Here is a 22,206-nt window from a genome sequence, read left to right on the forward strand (position 1 = left end):
AAAGAGGCAAAAGCTTTTTAAACACATTAGAAGCATGAGATTTAAGATGAATGCTTTGAAAACATTTCAGAGCATGGAAGAAAGAAAATCAAAGATTTTCATTGGAGTACCAAAATAGGCATCCGTTTGTCATTCCCGCAGGGAATCCAGATGCGAATTTTTCCATGCGAATCTCTCATACTATGTCGAGATCCCTACGGGATGACAAACTGGGTGTTGAAACTTGACGGTTTTTATAAGTGAGTTTAGGTAAATTTTAATTTTTAGCAGAAGGTTCCAAGTCTTGAATTTTCATTCTTTTGTTTCAAGACGAAAGCACATCAAAAAGATTTCCCGTAAATTTGTAAGACTTGAATTCTCAATTATGAATACCAAACAGGAAAAACTGGAAGCTTTCGGAAGATTATTGGATATTATGGATGATCTGCGTGAACAATGCCCTTGGGATCAGAAACAGACGCTGGAATCACTTCGCCATTTAACACTGGAAGAAACTTACGAGCTATCAGATGCGATCCTTCAGAATGATTTACAGGAAATCAAAAAAGAATTGGGCGATGTACTGCTGCATCTTGTTTTTTATGCAAAGATCGGTTCCGAGAAAGAAAGCTTCGACATTGCGGATGTCATTAATTCACTCAATGAAAAGCTGATTTTCCGTCATCCTCATATTTATGGTGATACCGAGGTAAAAGATGAAGAAGAGGTAAAGCAGAACTGGGAAAAATTAAAGCTTAAAGAAGGTAATAAGTCCATTTTAGGAGGCGTTCCGAAAAGTTTGCCGAGCATGGTAAAAGCTTATCGTATTCAGGATAAGGTAAAGGGAATCGGGTTTGAATTTCACGATGCGGAAGATGCATGGAAAAAAGTAGATGAAGAAATCCAGGAGTTTCATGCTGAAACAGATCCGGATAAAAAGGAACAGGAACTCGGAGATGTATTTTTTTCCCTGATCAATTATGCAAGAATTTCAGGGATCAACCCGGATTCTGCGCTTGAAAGAACCAACTTAAAATTTATTTCAAGATTCCAGAAAATGGAACATTTAGCTGCTGAACAGAATTTAAAATTAGCAGAAATGTCACTGGAGGAAATGGATGTTTTGTGGGAAAAGGCTAAACAGTTACAGTAAAATGAAGGTAAAGAATCCGATACATCACCGTTTTCAGTATCTGCTGGAATTTAAGCAGACCGAGCGCAAATGGCATTTCCCTTTTCTTGCGGCACTTTGTATCGGGAGCTGCCTGTTTATTGGTTATTATTCAGGAAAACCTAATTATGGAGCGCTTTCCAGTTTGGGAGCATTAACGATATTATATTTTACTTCTGCCCCGATCACACAGCGAATGATTCATCTGGCAGTTTGTGCATTTGGAATTGTTTTCTCATTTTCGGTAAGTTCTTTTTTCGGATTTAATGCCTATGCGGGAGCGTTATCATTGGGTATTATTGCCTTTCTGGCTCATTTTATCTCTTCTTACTACAAAATTCCACCGCCCGGAAATTTTTTCTTTATCATGGTGGCGGCTATGGCAAGCACCTATAAATTTGATCTGGAAATGATTCCTACCAGAGTTGGCCTTGTGGCAATGGGAGCTATTTTATCGTGCTCATTTGCTTTTTTATACTCTGTTTTTATTGAGAAAAGCGAAGTCGTTGCGCTTCCGAGAAGAACATTTAACAAAAGACGATATACCAAGTTTGTGGAAAGTACGATCATTGGCTTTTTTATGGCATTAACCCTGATCGTCGGACATCTTTTACAATTTAATAATACCTATTGGATCTCTATCGCTGCGGTTGCCATTGTTCAGGGACGGAATTTTGAGCATGTACGGCAGAGAAATATGCACAGGATCCTGGGAACTTTTATCGGAATCGGCTTGGCATGGATTATTCTTTTGTTCAATCCTGAAAAGATTGTCATGATTGTGATTATCACGGTTCTTCAATTCATTATTGAATTACTGGTAGTACGGAATTATGGCCTTGCCGTTGTGTTCATCACCCCTCTTACTATTCTTCTGGCAGAAACAGGAAGTACGGTTCACCATAATGTTGAAAATCTGATGCATGCAAGATTGCTCGATACCATTATCGGAAGTCTGATTGGTCTGGCAGCAGGATTTTTTCTTCATCATCAGCAGATTATTAATAACTTAGAGAAGAATATCAGGTTTTCCTATTTTCAGTTTAAAAAATTAAAAAAATAAATATGTTGCGAGTTATTGTTTTATCAGCATTCTTATTGGTGAGCTGCAATCCTAAAGCTCAGGATTCTCCAAATAACGGAGGTCTGGACGTAGAATTTTCTTTGCCTAAAAAGCTTAAAGAAGTTTCAGGAATTGCTTTGTCTAAAGATAAGCAGACGATCTGGGCCATCGAAGATCAGGGAAACAAGAACGTTATTTATGGTCTTGACAGGCAAGGAAAGCAAATTGCTGACGTGCTGGTGAATAATGCTGAAAACAACGACTGGGAAGATATCACAACAGATTCTGAAGGGAATTTTTATATCGGGGATTTTGGAAATAACGATAATGACCGCCAAAATCTTTCTATTTTAAAAGTTGATCTTAAAGATGCTTCACAAAAGTCAGCAGAGGTAGTCCAGACGACAAAATTTCATTATGAAGGACAGGCAGAATTTCCACCGAAAAAATCAAAATGGCTCTACGACTGTGAAGCTTTTGTAGAGACAAAAGGAAATTTTTATCTGTTTACCAAAAACAGAAGCAAGGGTTTTGACGGAACTTTTCTCGTTTTTAAAGTGCCTAACAGAGAAGGAGATTTTGAGGCAAAATTAATTGGTACATTAAAGCTTGATGGAGGATATAGTGATGCGGCCATTACTTCAGCAGCAATCAACCGTACCGGGGATAAAATTGTTTTGCTGAACCATAAAAATGTTCAGATTGTCACCGGTTTTACGGAGAACGATTTTAATTCCGCCAAGATTCAGAAAATATCCTTGGGTCATAATTCTCAGAAAGAAGCCATAGCTTTTGCTGATGATAAAACATTGCTGATCGCCGATGAAAAGGATAAAAAAACCGGAGGCAACGTCTACATGTTTAATTTGAAATAAAGTGTACAGTGTGACTTATGTGTTAAAGTTAAACCACAGATTTGAGTAGATTTTTACAGATGATGGTGTGGCTTCGGCTCGGATTAGCCATTTGGAACGCAGAATTCACGGAGAAAATATTCCTATCTGCTGCTAAAAGTTTCACAGAGGCGTTCTACTTATAAGAGACCACTAAGTTTGGCTTTGAGACAATTAATCAGCTATTGAATAGTCACTTCTTACAGACATGAAGTATAAAATAACATCTACAGAAACACAACACCCGGTTTGTCATTCCCGCAGGGAATCTCAACATCGTATTAGAGATTGGCATAGGACGATTCGGATCTGGATTCCCTGCGGAATGAAAAGTGAGATACATATTCTATTACCCAAATATATCAGTCTCACAACTCAATGATACGGGTTGAGAGTCGAACGTACGAAAATCATTCTCCGATAGGAGGTCGAGAAAAATCATAAAAAAAGTCCGTTTTCACTAGTTGTGAGACGGACTCTTCTTCTGTGCTCTAAAAATGCGCAATTTTTACCTTAAAATCTTATATTCTTAATGTGTCAGAAAAAGTTTTTGTCACTTAATCAACTACCCAATGGTCTTCTTTATGACCAATGGAGTATAAAATAGCATCTATAGAAATTCACCACAACGTTGTCATTCCCGCAGGGAATCTCAACATCGTATTAGAGATTGGCATAGGACGATTCGGATCTGGATTCCCTGCGGGAATGACAAACGATATGCATATTCTAAAATATTCATGAAAATCTTTGATTCTCTTTTTGTGTGATCTAAAATATGTGCAAATTTTTAATCGAAATTTGATGACTCATGTGTTAGCTAGCTTAATTTACCGGTAACCTAAAACGCAAGTCCCACACCCCCTGAAATTCTTCCGCCATCTTCACCGGTGAAATAATCTATCCTTGCAGAAAACATTTCAAGAATATTCAGCCAGAATCCTGCACCAACACCCTGATGCCATTTGTCAGAGGATTCCCGGTCCATCCAAACTCTTCCCAGGTCATAACCAATTAGGACTCCCATATTGGCGGGGGCGATGTTGTTTTTAATTCTTCCAAAATCCCATCGTATTTCGGCATTATTGACAAAATAAGATTTTCCTGCAAATCTTTCATTCCTGTAAGCACGCATCGCATTATTTCCACCTATTGCAGCCGCCTGATAAAATTCAAAATTATTATTGTTGATAATCATGGCATTGGTAGAATTGGCAAATACAAATCTGCCTCTTTTATCAATTCTGTGAAACACATTCAACATTCCCTGAAAGGTTGCGAAATTTTGATCGAAGGTTGAGATATTGGCTTTCCAGCCGGCGTTTAGCGCAAATTCCATTCCTAAAGTAGGAAATGCGTTATTATCTAAATTTTTAAAACTAAATGTATAATTAGCGCCTGCAAACTGCTGTCCGTTGAAAACTTCGGGACTGACATCCGGGGAAACGGCCACAAAACGGTCATCATTTCTCTGTACTTTAGCATGCTCAAAGGTCAGCTGGAACTGATGTTTAAGATTATGCCAGCTTGTTGTGGATAATGACGGCGCAAATTTAAACTGTGAAATCCGTACACGATTGTAATCTCTTTCAACGGTCTCTTTATCATATTCAGTTTCATTACCAAGACCAAAGAACGTTCTAGCAAAAAACGGCGTAGTATAAGATGCATCAATTCCGGCATCCCAGCTTCCGATTACTTTTTTAAAAATTCCTTTGTAGCCAAGATTAAATCCTCCTGTAGCAGTGTATACATTGGCTCTGAGACTGTGTCTTTGAGTATAGGGATCCCTGATGAAATTATTTACCGTATAGTTGGCTACAACGCCCAGAATAACTCCGTCATCCGGATTGAAATTGGCATTCGGATAGCCTGCAAAAAAATTATATCTGGGATGCTTGTAATTATAAGTGTTAATGGCATAATCATCTGAAATATGTTTTGTCGTCCCTTTCGTATTGTACGTATTTTTTTGGGATTTAAAATCATAAATTTTTACCTTACTGCCGTCAGCAACATTATAAGTATCATGGTTATAACCTCCGATCAAACGGATATTAATCTTCGGTCTTCCATCGCCTGAAACTTCATAGATATCATCGTCTTCAAGTCCGTAAATCCAGAGTTCCTTTGTTTTGGAATCGTCATAGGTTTTCTCAAAAACCAATTCAGGATTTTCTTTCTTTTTGTCTAGTTTATATTGTTTAACATTTACTGAGTTTCCGTTTTTTGTAATGACAAATTTATCAGGATTTACAGTTCCCGCTAATGGAACTTTTTTCTGTAAAACATCATAGTATTGAGACGCGTAGGTCTCTAATTTTGTTTTTCTTGATTTAAGCTTTCTCTGAATTTCTGCAATGGTTTCGTCCTGTACCTCTTTTGGTAAATTTTTAAAAGCATTATCAATATCCTCATCCGTGAGATGCTCCTGAATGTATTGTGCCTGTGCGATCCATTCTTCCTGAGTTGCACCCTTAAGGAAAACAAGATCAAGAGGATAAGGTTCCATGGAAAGCCATTTTACGCTTCTGATATCATCTTTAAAAGTTTTCATGTGGCGGATTGCCGGAATATTCATGATAATCTTAAAGGCATTGCCATCATATTTGCTGAACGCCTGATCCCGGTCACGGGGTATTGGTTTATAAACTACTTTATCGCCTTCCTGATATTCTGCCCATTTCCATTGATCTGAATGGCGATCCCAATCGCCGATCAGCATATCAAAAAGTCGTGCTCTGATATACAATTCCTGGTCTACCGAATATTTGTAATTTTTGTTAAAATTTTTAAGCACATCATCCGTTGAAACAATATCTTTTGCGTTATCTAATGAAGCAAGGGTTTTAGGATCTGAAGAAAAACGTTCTTCTATCATATACATTTCATCTCCATAATTCAGATTATATTCTCCCAACGCTTTTTGTTTAGGAATATAATATAATCTTGGATTGCTGTGATAAAGATCAATTTTGTCAGCCATATTTCCTACAGCAAACGGAGTAAAAGGATGGTTGGCAGTATAAAAATCCAGCAGGAATTTATCCGGAAACGTATTGTTCAGTTCATTTCCAAAAGTACTTTTTCTGAATGCCATGTTGTTAAGGAAACGTACGGCACTTTTTTTAACACCTCTCATCACAAATTCCTGTCCGTCCTGTGCTTTCAGACGAAGACTATTTGATTGGTTTCCTCCACCTTCTCTGAACGGAGTATATCCTCCGTCAAGCGTAGAAATATTAGCGGTAGGAGCTTCGATTGGCATTCCATAATATTTTCTGTAATGCTCACCCCAGAGCCATCTGTAAAATTTTCCTTTTTCCGTTAGTTTTTTAGGATAAATTGTAGATGTTACGGTAGAGGGAAAAGAATCGGGATAATTATTGATAAAATCGGTCGGTTTTTTTGTTACCTGGATATGTGAAAGTTTTTCTAAAGAATTATCTTTTGTCGAAAAATATTCAACGTCAGCACTTTTATCTTTTCTAATGTTTAATACGGCAAATCCGCTTCCTCCGTAGGAAAAGTCTGTTTTTTCTTTGATCGACGCCGGATCTACCTTAGAGCCGGCACCACTGATGATCTGCCGGATGTTTCTTGCTTCATGATATTGCAAGTTGTGATCGTGCCCGGAAACAAAAATAACATTGTCCTTTTCCTGAACGATGCTTTTTAATCTATTAGCAAGATCAGCATAATGTTGATTGTTAATATCTTCCGGATTTGCTCCTGATGAACTTCTCACCACATTGATGAGACTTGCCACTCCAGGTACCGGAATTTTACTCTTGAATGGAAAAAGATTAGATTTTGCCGAGCTGAATCCCGCATGGGTACCGCTGCTGATCACCGGATGATGGAGGGCAACAATGATTTGTTTGTCCTGATTTTTATTAACAAGATCTTTAAATTCAGTGAAAAAATCATCACGGGTTTTTATATCACAGTTTTTGTTGATTCCCGGATTTTTGTCCCAGTTTAGCAGTGCCCATTCCGAATCAATTACAATCAATTTTATATCTTTTGTTAAACTGATATCATCAATTGGACATGAGTTTTTAGGGAGAAAAGCTTTTTTATCATTTAAATAGCTTTTCACAAAATCCTCCTGGGATTTCATTCCATCCAAACCGTTGTACCAATCGTGATTTCCGGGAATAACCAATGTCTTTCCTTTAAAGTTTTTTACGATGGAAAGCTGGTCTTCCAGTTTTTTCTTTGCCACATCATAATTTTTATCAGACTTGTTAGGCATTCCATTTGGGTAAATATTATCCCCTAAGAAAATCAGCATAGAATTGCTGTCTGCAGCGTCCAGCTGGCTTTTGAGTAAATTTAATGTATGCTGAGACTGAGGCTCATCCGCATTTCCTGCATCTCCTACAAGGAAAATTTTAAAATCGGTATTTGATTTTATATCAGAATTGTTTACTTCAGATAAGTTTTTGCCTTTTTTTACGTTATATGTTGCGCAGGAATAAAGAACTCCGGCCGACAATACGAATCTAAGAGCAACAGAAGTATTTTTTAGATGAGTTTTCAAGTATAAATTCATAAATTTACATTAACAAAATTTCGGTGATGGACATTTTACAAAAAGCCAAAGATTATGTTGAAACCTTATTCAAAGATAAGCTATCTTCGGTATATTTTTATCATAATTTTATTCATACTACATTTACGGTAAACAAAGCTGAGGAAATCTTAAAAAATACTCCTGTATCTACAAAAGACCAGGAAAAGGTATTGCTTGCTCTTTGGTTTCACGATACAGGATACATAGAATGTGCCAAAGACCATGAAGAGAAAGGTGCGGTAATTATGAAAAATTTTCTCCAGAAAGAAGGTTATGCTGAAAATGACATTGATGATATCGCAAAGCTTATTCTTGCAACGAAAATCACTTATGAGCCACAAAATCTTCTGGAAAAAATTGTAAAGGATGCAGACTGCAGCCATTTTGCCAGCCACGACTATAATGATATTTCTGATTCTTTACGGAAAGAGTGGGAACTTACCAACGTACGGTGTTTTTCCAATGATGAATGGAACGCCGGAAATCTCGATATGCTAAAACACAAGCATCGTTTTTACACCGATTATGCAAAACAAAACTGGCAGCCTTTAAAAGATAAGAATATTAAAAAAATTGAGAAAAAACTGGAAAAGGAAGAAGATAAAAAAGACAGCTCTGAAAGTAAAAAATCTAAAGAAAAAGAGCCTAAATCAGACCGCAGTGTTGACACATTGTTCAGAGTGACATTGAGCAACCATACCAGATTAAGTGATATTGCAGACAGCAAAGCCAATATTCTGTTGTCGGTCAATGCGATTATCATTTCTGTCTGTCTTTCGGTATTGGTTCCAAAGCTTGATACCCCAAAGAATTCTCACCTTATCATTCCGAGTTTTATATTGTTATTATCTGCTGTTTTAACGATCATCTTTGCCATTCTTTCTACAAAGCCAAATGTTACCAAGGCAAGATTTACAGCAAAAGATGTTGCCGATAGAAAGGTAAATCTGTTATTTTTCGGGAATTTCAACCGTATGATTTTTGAGGATTATCAGGATGCGATGAATATTCTCATCAAAGACCGCGATTATATTTATGACTCAATGGTAAAAGATTTATATTATCTCGGAAAAGTTTTAGATAGGAAATACAGGCTTTTATCAATCACATACCAGATTTTCATGGCGGGAATTGTTATCTCTGTATTATCTTTCGGATATGCTTTTTTAAGTCTTTAAATGAATACCAACTCCATATTAAAAACTCATCTGTCGGGATGCGTTTTTTATTTTGCAAATGAGACTCTTAATGCCAAAAGTCCTGTAATTCCCTGAAGATCTTCCACACGGAGAAACTCTATGTCATTCTGAAGGATTTCCTTTTTTTGCAGCTTGTTGATATAATCCAGATATTCCCTTTGATTTTCCATGCCGAAGTAAACGATGGTTATTTTCCCGGGACAGGTAATTCTCTCGGAAGAATCTTTTACATGAGCTTTATCAAGACGCTTTTTAATGATTTCGTAATAAGAGTTGAATGCTCCGTCAACATCAAAACGCTTTTCGTCCATTCTGAAACGGATATCAATTTTTTCATTGTATACAAAAATTAATGAGGCAATATCTAGTGGAATTGGTAGATCTTTCTTAAAATTCTGAAATTCCCGTTCCATATTGCATATCGTCTTAAGCTGCCAGTATCTCAGTTTATGAACAACTTTTGAATGATAATGAAGTTCCGGAGCGATATTTTGTCCGATATACAGATTATGTTCAATTCCATCTGATTTAAACCTTTCGTAATAATGTGGGAAAATCTGCTGCGCCTTTGTTTGGCTTTCATCCAATACGTCCGCAAGTTTTCTGTTTACCAATGTGATTGAATCATCCAGATTTTTACGTTTACTGTAAAATAAATCATTTTGCGTAAAAACCTGACTGAAATAATCTTTTATTTTTGCCTTAACTTCACTGGAAGACTTTATCTCCAACTTAGCCTGTAAAAAAGGATGAATCTCATCTCTAAGCAGCCGCTGAAAACGTTGCTCACTGTCCGCTTTTATTTCATTGTTCAGCTCATTCTCAAAAATATCAATAGCCAGAACATATTTCTCAGTATCAGACTCCAGCATAGAGAAAATTTCATGTAAGCATTCAATTTGCTGGTTGAGGTCTTCAAGCATAAAATTATATCGTTTTTCAGAAGATGAATGGATATCTGAAAAACCAAAAAGAGGCGTAAGGTTTTTAAAGGTGATTTGCTTTAAAGTATATATTTTTTTAGAAAGAGAAGCATTAAAATATTTTTCAGCTTCATTCCTGAATTTCCAGACAACACTATCATGGATCGAGGTATATTCACGCTGAATAATTGCTTCGATCTGATAGTTTTTTTCAAAACTGAATCTGTTTATTGAAAACAGGATCATATCCGAAAAAAATTCCAGTTTTTTTAGTTTCAGGCCATTGAAGCTGTTGACAATAGGGGAGGTGAACTCCATGATGGCGACTAACTCGTTCTCTTTCATGATCGGGATGACCATGAAGCTGTTGATGTTGTTATCACTTAAAATTTTAAATGAAGGCAGAGATTGTATATCGTAATCCAAATTCGTGATGTTGGAAACTACGATAGGCTTGGAATTGTGATTTAAATTCGTGAAAGTACTTCGTCTCGTTTCTTCATCAGAAGCATTGATCCAGAAATCAAGAATATGGTTGGTAAAAACATTTTCGTAAATCGGAAGTTTCTCCAGATGCTGGTCTTTTTTGTTAAAAAGCATTAATCCAAAATTAAGCTCAGCAACATCAAAATAAGATTTGAAAATTTCAACAAGATTTTCATCCGGCGAAAGGTTTTCGGGATCAATACTGATCATGCTGGATTTAAGATCAGATAATGCCACTTCAGAGGTGCAGTCTACCAGGGAAATGATCGTAAAGCCTTTTAATATCCAAGATTCTGACGGGAAATATTTTTTCCACATCTTATAATCGTCAAGATTTTCCAGCAGCGCATCCACCACTTCTTCCGAAGGAAGTTTTGTGCCTTCTTTAGGATATACTTCTGTAAAATCAGAATTTACCGTGATTTTGTAATGCTTTATGACTCCCAGCCTGTTCGGGATGTCATAATAAAATGGAAGCGAGCTTTTGATATCCCTTTTGTAGTAGGTTTGTAGAATTAGGCAACAACAAAATACATAAAATTCATCATCATCAATATTCCGAAGTTCGATTTCGAAATCTTTTCCGGCATCTTTAAGAATATTTTTAAATCTTTCCGTGTAGTTGAAGGTAATATTAGAAAGAGGACTGCTGGCCGCTTTTATTTCGTTATAGGTAAGTCCTGTTGGGAAAAGATCGGAAAGCAAAAGCTTAATAAGCTCATCATGTTTTTCCAGCAGGGAAATATCCTGAAAACCATCTCTCAGTTCCCGGAAATTTTTGGTCTTATCAATCAACGATTTGGCATAGTTGACACGATAATCCAGACGGTCGTTGTATCGGATATGTTCCAGAACATCCAAATATTTTTTGAAAGAAATATAAACCTGAAATGGAGCGTCTTTTTTGTAAAGATTTGCCAAAACTGAAATTTAAAGTAAAGGTATAAAAAAACCACAACTTAGCGGTTGTGGTTTGTTATTTTAAACGATTTTTTTATAATCCGAACTGTTTTGCAAACAGGTCAGGGAAAACTCCCAAAACAATAATTGAAGCAATTATAACTACCGCAACGATATTATAAGTTAAGGTTACTTTCTCTGAAGATTTGAATGTACTTTCTTTAAAGAAAAACATTGAAATAATTAATCTTAAATAATAAGCAATGGAAAGGGCAGATCCTAAAACGGCTACCAAAACCAGGAAAACGCCGTGGTCAGAGTTCATTGCCTGAGAGAATAATGCAAATTTCCCCATAAAGCCGGCTGTCAACGGAATTCCTGCCATTGAAAGCATAGAGATTGATGCTACTACAGCCAACAATGGTTCTGTTTTTGCCAAGCCTCTGAAAGCTCCGAAAGAAGTTTCTCTTTTTAGTTTCTCAACATAAATCAGACACATGAAAACCCCCACTGTTGCTAAAGAATATGCAAATAAATAAAATGCCAGATTATAAGTTGAAAGACTTGTCATTCCGAAGAATACCAAACCGATGTAACCTGCATGGGAAACTGAAGAATATGCCAGCATTCTCTTTGCATTTGTCTGCGCAAGACCCATAACGTTTGCCAATAATAAAGTGATGATCAGGAATACGCCGAAAACGTTAATCCATTCTTCTGTAACTCCTCCGAAACCAATGGTCATTAATCTGAATAATGCATAAAACCCGGAGATCTTCACAACACTTGCCATAAAAGCTGTAATCAATGAAGGTGCACCATAATAAACATCAGGACTCCACATGTGGAAAGGTGCCAATGCTACCTTGAATGCCAATGCACAAAGAATCAGTAATACACCCAGGATGAACATTACATCTTTAGGATTTGAAACTCCAAAATCCTGGATCTTATATAAATCAAAACTTCCGGTACTTCCGTAGATAAATGCAATACCAAACAACAGGAATCCTGTCGCAAATGCACCCATTAAGAAATATTTTATGGAAGCTTCATTTGATCTTAAATCCGTTTTGTTGGCTCCCGCCATTACATATAAAGGAATAGAAAGGATTTCTACACCTAAGAATAGCGTTACTAGATTCTGGTATCCGAAAAGGATAATTCCGCCACATAGTGCGAAAAGCATTAATGCATATAATTCTGACTGGTGGCTTCTGTGGTTACTGAATGCAAAACCTCCCAAAAAGAATAATAATAGTGTGGTTACAATTGATATTTTTGTGAACAACGCGGTATTTTCGGTATAATCGTACATGTGTCGGTATTGTGCGAAGAATGCACATTCCGGCATGAAACTTACCCATAATGCGATGATCAATCCCAAAATCCCAATGTATCTTGCGAATTTTCCTTGTTCAAAAACTCCTGAAAATAACGCAACAACTGCCGTTAGGAAAACAATAATTAAAACACTCATAATTTATAGTTGAGATTTGAAGTTTAAAGTCTTTAGCTTTTCTCTAATCTTCTCCGATCTCCTAATTTTTTAATTTTTAAATCTTTTAATTTTTAACTGGCCATTGCCGTGTAGATAAACTTCAACGAACTATTCACCATTTCGATGATCGGCTGTGGGAAAATACCAAATACAATCACAAAAACCGCTAAACTTGCCAACACAGAGAATTCTACTGTAGATAAATCTTTTGCTGTACTTAAAACTGCCTCATCACCTTGTCCGAACATTGCTTTTCCATAGAATCTCAGTAAATAAACAGCGGCAAGAATTACAGTAAGACCCGCAATTACTGCTGCCAATCCGTTAAAATCATAGACAGACTTCAACAGGATAAATTCCCCGATAAAACCATTGGTCAATGGAACACCCATAGAACCTAATATAATGATCAGAAACAATACGGCAAATTTAGGAGCTACTTTTGCAAGACCTCCCATTTGTCTGATGTCTCTTGATTTGAATCTTTTGTATAAAATATCACAGCAGTAAAATAAACCCACCACGTTGATACCGTGCGCAAATGTTTGCACCAAAGCCCCTTCGGCACCCTCGATATTGAATGTCCCTCTTAAAGTAATCACCGCAGAAGCGAAGATCCCTGCAACCATTAATCCAACGTGAGAAAAAGAAGAATATGCAATAATTCTCTTCATATCCGTTTGTATGATCGCGATTAAAGCTCCGTGAACAATTCCTACGATGGCTAAGATAATTACAATCTGTCCTGAAATTCCTGCTATCGGAAGCGGAGTGATCGGTAATAAATAACGCATAACTCCATAAATCGCCATTTTAAGCATGATCCCTGACAAAAGCATTGATCCTTGAGTTGGCGAATAAGTATACGTATCCGGTTGCCAGGTATGGAAAGGGAATACAGGTAATTTCACTGCAAAAGCAAAGAAAATAAACCAGAATATCACCGTTTGTTGCGTTTCGTTTAATTGAGCATTATAAAGATCTGTCAGTGCAAAAGATGCAGAATGATTGTAAACATAAATCAATCCTGCTAACATGAATAATGATCCAACAAAGGTATAAACGAAGAATTTCGTAGTAAATTCAAATCTCTTATTTTCCTGACCCCAAAGTCCGGCAATGAACCAGATCGGAATCAACGTTACTTCCCAGAAGATGTAGAACAATAATCCGTCAAGCGAAGTGAAAACTCCAACCAATCCGAACTGCATTAGCAGAATCAAACCGTAGAAGGTGTTTCTGTAGCTTACATTTTCATTAAAAGAAGATAAAATAATGATTGGCGTTAAAATATTCGTCAGCAATAAAAGAAGAAGGCTCATCCCATCGATACCGAAGTGAAGCGTGCTCTTAATAAATTGCGACCATGGGTAATTGATCTCGTGCTGTAATACGCTGTCTACTGTCGGATTAAAATCAAAATCCGCCGTAATGTAGAAGGTAATCAGCATTTGTATTAATGCAATTCCCAATGCCAAATATTTGCTGGATTTATTTTTCCATGCAAAAACTAATCCCGAACCTACTAGAGGTAATAGTAATAATGTTAATAATAAACCAGACATTATTGTAATATAAAGTTAACAATCAGTATAATTCCCACCGCTAAAGACATGATCAGAATGTAGTTCTCGACATTTCCGTTCTGGATGCGCTTCATGGCTTTTCCGCTGTCTTCAGCACCTTCGCCTACGAAGTCTACAAAACGATCAAGAATACCTTTATCAAACATCTTTCCTCCGCGTCCTAATCCTTCAACAGTTTTTACAATCAATGCATTGTAAAGTTCGTCAACATATAATTTTCTGGCAGACAGTTTTTCCCATCCTGTGTACTGTTCTTCCGGCAATGCTTGTTTTTTCTTATTTACATAAGTGTTTTTAACCATAAACCAAACAGTAAAGAACATAAGAACTGTCGCGCCTAAAAGTATCATTTCAGTACCAAACGGAACTCCGGAAAGAGTCGCTTCCATTTGGTTAAAGCTCTCCTCAGTAAGAACCGGTTTCAGCCATTCCATTAATTTTGCATAATGACCGTGATCGATAAAGTGAGGAAGGTTGATTAAACCACCAACTACAGAAAGAATTGCCAATACGATCAATGGTAATGTCATATTTGTCGGGCTTTCGTGTAAGTGGTGTTTTTGTTCTTCAGTACCCCTGAACTCTCCATGGAAAGTTAGATAATACAATCTGAACATATAAGTTGCTGTAATTGCCGCTAAAATAAATAAGATCACCCAGTATACCGGATTTTTAGCAAAAGCAGCTACTAAAATTTCGTCTTTAGAAATCATCCCTGACAGTAAAGGAAATCCTGAGATCGCCAGTGTTCCGATAAGGAAAGTAGCGTGGGTAAGCGGAATATATTTTTTCAGACCACCCATGAAACGCATATCCTGCTCATTGCTCATCGCATGAATCACAGAACCTGCCCCTAAGAACAATAATGCTTTGAAGAAAGCGTGTGTCATTACGTGGAACATAGCCGTTGTATACGCTCCGAGACCTAAAGCAATGAACATAAATCCAAGCTGTGAAACAGTAGAGTAAGCCAATACTTTTTTGATATCGTTCTGACGTAGTGCATAGAAGCCAGCTAAAGCAGCTGTCAAGAATCCGATGAATAAAATTCCTCCCTGAACGGTTGGTGCTAAAGTAAATAAGAAGTTTGATCTTACGACCAAATAGATACCCGCTGTTACCATCGTTGCCGCGTGAATTAACGCAGAAACAGGAGTCGGCCCAGCCATCGCATCTGGTAACCATGTATATAATGGAACCTGAGCTGATTTACCGGTGGCACCGATAAATAAACTTGCCGTAATAAAGATAATTACGCTTCCGTCTAATTCAAATTTTCCAGCGTTTTCTCTGATTGTTAGATAATCAACAGCATTGGTTTGAGAAGCCAGCATGAAGATCCCGATTAATAACGCAAGGTCACCGATTCTATTCATAATGAAAGCTTTTCTTGCCGCTTTACCATATTCTTCGTTGGTGTACCAGAATCCGATCAGTAAATAAGAACACAATCCAACCCCTTCCCATCCGATGAATAAGATCAGGTAGTTGCTTCCCATTACCAATAACAACATGGAGAAGATAAATAGATTTAAATAAGTGAAAAACTTATAGAAGCCTTTATCGTGGCTCATATATCCGATAGAGTAGAGGTGAATTAAAGAACCGATTCCTGTGATAATCATGATCATCATTAATGACAACTGATCGATCTGGAATCCAAAATTGATCTGAACTCCATTTACTCTAAACCATTCAAAAGCTTTTACAATGACAGGCTGGCTTTCAGAATCAAAATTTATAAAAATACTTACTGCAATGCAGAAAGATGCAAAAACCATTGCCGTAGCCAAACTACCCACAACAATTTTTGGAAGATTTTTTCCGAACAGACCGTTAATAAGAAAACCTAAAAGTGGTAAAAGTATTATTGCATACACTAAATTTTCCATTCTTATCCTCTTAATTTATTAAATATACTTACATCAACAGAACGGGTATTTCTATACAGCATAGCAATAATTGCCAAACCTACCGCTACTTCCGCAGCAGCCACCACCATAATGAAGAAAACTAAAAGTTGTCCGTCGCCGTTTCCTTTATACGCTGAAAATGCTGCCAATAAAAGGTTTACAGAATTCAGCATAAGCTCTACACAACCCAAAATAACAATCGCATTTTTTCTCAGCAATACGCCCAACACTCCCAGACAGAATAATACTGACGAAAGAATGATGAAATAATTCAGAGGAATGCTTTGTATAAATGTATTTACTTCTCCCATAATTTTATAAATCTTTTTTACCGATTAATACCGCACCTACAATACCTGCCAAAATAAGGATGGACGCAAGCTCAAACGGTAAAACATATTCATTAAACAAAAGTCTCCCAAGATTTTTGGTTAGCCCAACACTTCCGTCTACATTTTCAACTACAATCTGATTCTGCTGAACGCCTCTGAATACGCCTAAAACCCCAATTAATAAAAGACCTGCTGTAAAAACTCCAACAAATTTTAAAGTATTGTTCTTCTTACTTTCGTCTTGTTTATTAAGGTTAAGCATCATCAGGATATAAAGGAATAATACCATGATGGCCCCGGCGTATACAATAATCTGGATAATCGCAAGGAATTGTGCATTCAGCAGAATGTACATGCCCGCAATAGAAAACATCGTAACAATTAATGACAAAATAGCATATAAAGGATTTCTAGCAAATACGAAATACACCGCACTTGCCACTGCTAAAAACGCCACCAAGAAAAATAAAAACTGATCCATTATTTTACCGCATTTTTTTGTTTCTCGGATTGTCTTTCTGTAATATCAATCCTTTCATTTATTTTTTCAACCAATTTATCTTTTCCGTAAATGAAAGAACCTCTGTTGGTTTCTACGTCTACCAACCTGTCAGTAAGGTAAATCGCAGATTTCGGACAAGCCTCTTCACACATGCCGCAGAAAATACATCTCAGCATATTGATTTCATATACTGAAGCATATTTTTCTTCTCTGTATAAATGCTTTTCCTCTTTTGTTCTTTCAGCAGCAGTCATTGTAATTGCTTCTGCAGGACATGCCACCGCACAAAGTCCGCACGCTGTACATCTTTCCCTGCCTTCTTCGTCTCTTTTCAAAACGTGCTGACCTCTCCAGATATCCGCTCTGGGCTTCTGTACTTCCGGATACGAATATACGGCAGGAGCACCTTTCAGTACGGTTCTTACAGCATGCTTAAATGTAATCCCCATTCCTGTAAAAATTGCAGGCAAGTAGATTTTTTCAGCAAGGGTCATTTCTTTATTAGAAACAACTTTTGATCTGTTCGTAAGTTTCATTTATTTTTATTATTAAATGTTAGAAGATGGAAGCTGGAAGATGGAAGTTTAAACATCGTCACATTTTCACATCAGCTCATTTTCAAATTAATTAATTTCCAAATGCTAAAATTACAGCTCCTGTAATCAGCAAGTTTACCAATGCCATTGGGATCAAAGTTTTCCACCCCAAATGCATTAACTGGTCATATCTGAATCTCGGAAGTGTCCATCTGATCCACATAAAGATCAAAATTCCGATTACCGTTTTAGCTAAAAATGCTACGATACTCAAAATTCCGGCAGTGTTTTCACCCCAGTTCTGAGTTACCCACTCAATTCCCGGATAGTTATAACCTCCGAAGAAAAGAACTACCATGAAAGCATTAGAAATAAACATATTCACATATTCACCGAACATGTACAATCCTAATTTCATGGAAGAATATTCAGTTGAATATCCGGTTACCAATTCGGACTCACACTCCGGTAAATCGAAAGGGTGTCTGTTGGTTTCCGCTAAAGCCGCCACGATGAATACCAGGAAAGCAACCGGTTGGTAAAAAATATTCCAGTTAAGACCGGAAACCCAAGGAATAACTCCCCAAAGTTTTCCATTCGTCTGGCTTGCGGTGATTTCTTTTAAATCTAAGCTTCCTGTCATCATAATAATTGAAAGTAAAGCCAATCCCATTGCCAATTCGTAAGAAATCATCTGAGAAGAAGCACGGATAGCGCCTAATAATGAATATTTGTTGTTTGAAGCCCATCCTCCGATCATGATTCCGTAAACGCCGATGGAAGCCATTCCGATGATGAAAAGTACACCAACATCAATGTTAGCCACCTGTAGATCATAAGAAGTACCTGCAATATTTAAACTTTTACCCCAAGGAATAACTGCTCCTGTGATTAATGAAATAAACATTACCAAAGCCGGCCCTAATACGAAAAGGAACTTTTCTGCATTAGCGGGGGTAAAATCTTCTTTAAAGAAAAACTTTCCACCGTCAGCAAGAGGTTGCAGCAATCCGAAAGGCCCTGATCTGTTTGGTCCGATTCTATCCTGCATAATGGCAGCAACTTTTCTCTCTGCCCAGGTAGAGTAGGCTGCAATCGTTAACGAAAGCAGGAAAAGTGCCAGTACAAGTATAAGTTTAAATGTAAGTAAATCCATTTTTTAATTTAAATGTTTTGAAGATGGGAGCTGGAAGCCGGATGTTCAGTACATCGTTGCATCAACTCATCATCACATTACCAATTTTTTATAATTTTTAAACGGCTGATGTTGAAAGCATTAATTGAGTTTTAAAATTAAACTTTCAGCTTCCCACATCCGACTGTTTTATTTTTCGTCTTTTTCACTGATTTCCTTAGCCATCGGATTGTCTAAAACTCTTAGCTCATCTTTTGGCTTTTCATAATGGTTCAATGAAATAACAGAATGTCTGTCGATATGTCTTGGACCTTCGATGTTCCAGTCAGAAAGTTCTTTTCTCTCGAAACGACAAGTGTCGCAGATGAATTCTTCAACTTCTCCCCATTGGTCTTTTCTAGCAGTAACTCTTACAATTTCGTCACCTTTCATCCACACAACAGCTTTTCCTGAACATTTATCGCAGTTGCAAGAAGCGTTCATTGGTTTTGTAAACCAAACTCTGCTGGCAAAACGTGCTGTTCTGTCGGTTAATGCTCCAACCGGACAAACGTCAATTACATTTCCTATGAAATCATTATCCAAAGCTTTATTTAAATAGGTAGAAATTTCAGCATGATCTCCTCTGAAAAGGATTCCGTGCTCTCTTTCTCCTGTTAACTGATTTGCTGCTAATACGCATCTTGCACACAGAATACAACGGTTCATGTTCAATTTAATGTGCGGACCAAGATCATCAGCATCATAAGTATTTCTTTCGAATTCCGTTCTTGTATTTTCCACACCATGCTCATATCCTAAATCCTGGAGGTGACATTCACCAGCCTGATCACAAATAGGGCAGTCTAATGGGTGATTAACCAATAAAAACTCAGTAACAGCTTTTCTTCCTTCCTGAGCTTTTTCGGAAGTAAGATTTTTTACTTCCATACCATCCATTACATTGGTTCTGCAGCTTGCAACCAACTTTGGCATAGGACGCGGATCTGCTTCAGATCCTTTAGATACTTCTACCAGGCAAGTTCTGCATCTTCCTCCACTGGTTTCCAATTTGCTGTAGTAGCACATTGCAGGAGGTACAGATTTTCCACCGATTTGTCTTGCTGCTTCCAAAATAGAAGTTCCAGGCAATACTTCGGTAGTCTGTCCGTCTATAGTTATTTTGAATTTTTTTACCTCTTCGCTCATATTCTATGCTTTTCGCTTATGCTGTTAAAGCTTTAAGCTATATTTAATTATACTTCTTTGTATTAAATGTATATCCTATTCCGGCCAGTACTTCTCCGAAAACAAAATCCTGACGGGCTTTATCCGGTTTGTTATTGAGTGTTGTTTTTATATCCCACATATTGATATACCCGGCTTTTGCTTCTGCTCTTAGCATCCAGTTTTTCCAGAAAACCATATTAATGCTTGATCTGAGATCTGTTCCCATCCCTGCCACATGAAAACGGTCGCTTCTGTCATTACCAAAAAGTTTCACATTACTTTTCGGAAACATAAACCCGAGTCCGGCTCCGTAAGACCATACAAGATCTATATTCTTTTTATGAACAAGATTCTTATATTTTTCAAGACCTAAATTTTCATAATTAAGTCCGTCTGTATGTTCAAAGGTAAGGAACTGCCCATCAGATAAATCTACTTGTCCGTTCTGTACCATTGCTGCATATTTCGGATCTGAAATATGTCCTGAGAAATCAACAGTCTGTTCCTGTTTCATAACATATTTCATATGGTCAATGCCTAATACAAGAGCCAAATTATCTTTAATAAAATAACCCAGTCTGAAATTGTACTGCGTTACCGTAAACCAGCTCGGATCAAAATAAACGATTCCGAATTTCGTAGGCTTATCTCTTGCGGATACATTATTCAACTGAAAATCATAACCGTTTCCACTAAAGTGAATATCCGAATTACTGTAAGCCCCGCGGTTCCAACCGTAAAAAACAAAAACTTGCCCCTTTCTGCTTAGTGGTAATGGTTTTTCTTTCTTTTCAGCTTTAAATGGAGTAACCTCCAATTTGTATTCTTTTTCTATTGTGTCTTTTTTGACTTGTCCAAAAGCAAAACCAGACACTATTAGACCGATTGCTAATATCTGTTTCATTTTAAGCATTATTCTCAACAGCAGGGATTGGATCTGCGTAATGAGCCAATCCGTAGTTTTGTGTTAAACACAATTCTGGGTTTTTAACGTGCCATTCGAACTCATCCCTGAAATGGCGGATCGCTGCTGCAACCGGCCAAGCTGCTGCATCACCCAATGGGCAAATTGTATTTCCTTCGATCTTTCTCTGAATATCCCAAAGCAGATCGATATCTTCCATTTTTCCTTCTCCTTTCTCGATTTTCTTTAAAATCTTGTACATCCATCCCGTTCCTTCACGGCAAGGGGTACATTGTCCACAACTTTCGTGATTATAAAATCTCGCTAATGTCATGGTATGCTCTACGACACACTGGTCTTCATCCAGTACGATGAAGCCTCCTGAACCCATCATGGTACCGGTAGCGAAACCACCGTCTGCCAACGATTCGTAGTTCATGTATCTTGGTTCTCCGTTTACAGTTTTAAGTAATAAATTGGCTGGAACGATCGGAACAGAGCTTCCTCCAGGGATACAAGCTTTTAATCTTTTTCCGTCCTTGATACCACCGCAATATTCGTCAGAGTAAATGAATTCTTCAACTGTGATTGTCATATCGATTTCGTAAACGCCTGGTTTGTTGATGTTTCCACAAGCCGAAATCAATTTTGTACCTGTAGATCTTCCCACACCAATTTTAGCATATTCTGCTCCGGTAATATCAATGATCGGAACAATTGCTGCGATAGATTCAACGTTATTAACTACCGTTGGTCTCTCCCAAAGTCCTTTTACAGCCGGGAATGGTGGTTTTAATCTTGGGTTTCCTCTTTTTCCTTCAAGAGACTCAAGTAAAGCAGTTTCTTCACCACAGATATAGGCTCCAGCACCTCTCTGAACATAGATTTCTAAATCAAAGCCGGTTCCTAAAATATTTTTACCTAAAAATCCTGCTGCTTTGGCTTCCTCGATGGCTTCCTCCAGAATGTCTGGAATCCATGAATATTCTCCACGAATGTAGATGTAAGAAGTATTTGAACCTAAACAATAAGATGAAATCAGCATTCCTTCAATCAGTAAATGAGGAAGAAATTCCATCAGATATCTGTCTTTGAAAGTTCCAGGTTCAGATTCATCGGCATTTACAACCAAGTGTCTCGGAACGCCTTCCGGTTTTGCCAGGAAGCTCCATTTCATTCCGGTTGGGAATCCTGCTCCACCACGTCCACGAAGCCCAGAAGCTTTTACTTCTTCAAGAATTTCGTCAGGTGTCATTTTCAAGGCTTTTTCAGCTGCTGTGTAACCTCCCTGTTTACGGTAGGTCTCAAAGTAGCGGATTCCTTCTATATGTGCGTCTTTAAGTAAAAGTTTTTTACTCATTTTTATTATGCTTTTAGCTATTGGCTTATGGCTTT

At 37.4% G+C, this 22,206-nt stretch carries 16 protein-coding genes; 4 read left to right on the forward strand and 12 right to left on the reverse strand.

Translation table 11 applies throughout. The features are described from left to right. Positions 1-364: 364 nt before the first annotated feature. Genes mazG through BMW64_RS11735 form a run of 3 tightly spaced genes read left to right on the forward strand, consistent with a single transcriptional unit; the run spans position 365 to position 3,088 of the window. Positions 365-1,132, forward strand: a complete 768-nt coding sequence (gene mazG / locus BMW64_RS11725) for a nucleoside triphosphate pyrophosphohydrolase (RefSeq protein ID WP_090000160.1) — start codon at positions 365-367, stop codon at positions 1,130-1,132. 1 nt (position 1,133) lies between these two features. Beyond that, on the forward strand, positions 1,134-2,213 hold the full coding sequence (locus tag BMW64_RS11730; protein WP_177175279.1) for an FUSC family protein: 1,080 nt from the start codon (positions 1,134-1,136) through the stop codon (positions 2,211-2,213). A gap of 2 nt (positions 2,214-2,215) precedes the next feature. After that, on the forward strand, positions 2,216-3,088 hold the full coding sequence (locus BMW64_RS11735; protein WP_090000162.1) for an SMP-30/gluconolactonase/LRE family protein: 873 nt from the start codon (positions 2,216-2,218) through the stop codon (positions 3,086-3,088). A gap of 859 nt (positions 3,089-3,947) precedes the next feature. Here BMW64_RS11735 and BMW64_RS11740 read toward each other — a convergent pair. Further along, entirely contained in the window at positions 3,948-7,652 is a 3,705-nt protein-coding gene (locus BMW64_RS11740) for a metallophosphoesterase (RefSeq protein ID WP_228400917.1), read from the reverse strand. A gap of 38 nt (positions 7,653-7,690) precedes the next feature. Here BMW64_RS11740 and BMW64_RS11745 point away from each other — a divergent pair, with 38 nt between their 5' ends. After that, positions 7,691-8,863, forward strand: coding sequence for a Pycsar system effector family protein (locus BMW64_RS11745; RefSeq protein WP_090000164.1), 1,173 nt, complete (start codon positions 7,691-7,693; stop codon positions 8,861-8,863). A gap of 47 nt (positions 8,864-8,910) precedes the next feature. Here BMW64_RS11745 and BMW64_RS11750 read toward each other — a convergent pair whose 3' ends face one another. The 11 genes from BMW64_RS11750 to nuoF form a co-directional block, all read right to left on the reverse strand. Beyond that, positions 8,911-11,214 (reverse strand): GAF domain-containing protein, encoded by a 2,304-nt coding sequence (locus tag BMW64_RS11750; RefSeq protein ID WP_090000165.1) that lies wholly within the window; start codon positions 11,212-11,214, stop codon positions 8,911-8,913. Positions 11,215-11,287: 73 nt separating this feature from the next. Further along, the gene (locus BMW64_RS11755) at positions 11,288-12,673 is read right to left on the reverse strand and encodes an NADH-quinone oxidoreductase subunit N (RefSeq protein ID WP_090000166.1); all 1,386 of its coding nucleotides are present in this window, start codon (positions 12,671-12,673) and stop codon (positions 11,288-11,290) included. Between the two features lie 92 nt (positions 12,674-12,765). After that, complete coding sequence (locus BMW64_RS11760) at positions 12,766-14,259, reverse strand: complex I subunit 4 family protein (RefSeq protein ID WP_090000167.1); 1,494 nt, start codon at positions 14,257-14,259, stop codon at positions 12,766-12,768. After that, the gene (gene nuoL / locus BMW64_RS11765; RefSeq protein ID WP_090000168.1) at positions 14,259-16,172 is read right to left on the reverse strand and encodes an NADH-quinone oxidoreductase subunit L; all 1,914 of its coding nucleotides are present in this window, start codon (positions 16,170-16,172) and stop codon (positions 14,259-14,261) included. Before nuoL ends, BMW64_RS11760 begins: the two co-directional genes overlap by 1 nt. Before the next feature lie 2 nt (positions 16,173-16,174). Continuing rightward, positions 16,175-16,504, reverse strand: a complete 330-nt coding sequence (nuoK, locus tag BMW64_RS11770) for an NADH-quinone oxidoreductase subunit NuoK (protein ID WP_027380123.1) — start codon at positions 16,502-16,504, stop codon at positions 16,175-16,177. 4 nt (positions 16,505-16,508) lie between these two features. Continuing rightward, entirely contained in the window at positions 16,509-17,006 is a 498-nt protein-coding gene (locus BMW64_RS11775) for an NADH-quinone oxidoreductase subunit J family protein (protein WP_090000169.1), read from the reverse strand. After that, positions 17,006-17,563 (reverse strand): NuoI/complex I 23 kDa subunit family protein, encoded by a 558-nt coding sequence (locus tag BMW64_RS11780; RefSeq protein ID WP_029298761.1) that lies wholly within the window; start codon positions 17,561-17,563, stop codon positions 17,006-17,008. Before BMW64_RS11780 ends, BMW64_RS11775 begins: the two co-directional genes overlap by 1 nt. A 91-nt stretch (positions 17,564-17,654) precedes the next feature. Further along, positions 17,655-18,719, reverse strand: a complete 1,065-nt coding sequence (gene nuoH, locus BMW64_RS11785) for an NADH-quinone oxidoreductase subunit NuoH (RefSeq protein ID WP_090000170.1) — start codon at positions 18,717-18,719, stop codon at positions 17,655-17,657. Between the two features lie 168 nt (positions 18,720-18,887). Then, entirely contained in the window at positions 18,888-19,886 is a 999-nt protein-coding gene (locus BMW64_RS11790; RefSeq protein WP_042723046.1) for an NADH-quinone oxidoreductase subunit G, read from the reverse strand. A 43-nt stretch (positions 19,887-19,929) separates the two neighbouring features. Continuing rightward, positions 19,930-20,811, reverse strand: coding sequence for a hypothetical protein (locus tag BMW64_RS11795; protein ID WP_090000435.1), 882 nt, complete (start codon positions 20,809-20,811; stop codon positions 19,930-19,932). A gap of 1 nt (position 20,812) precedes the next feature. After that, a complete protein-coding gene (nuoF, locus tag BMW64_RS11800; protein WP_090000171.1) occupies positions 20,813-22,171 on the reverse strand; it encodes an NADH-quinone oxidoreductase subunit NuoF in 1,359 nt (452 codons plus the stop codon). Positions 22,172-22,206: the final 35 nt, after the last annotated feature.

This window comes from Chryseobacterium taichungense, assembly GCF_900109935.1.
GTDB classification, from domain to species: Bacteria; Bacteroidota; Bacteroidia; order Flavobacteriales; family Weeksellaceae; genus Chryseobacterium; species Chryseobacterium taichungense.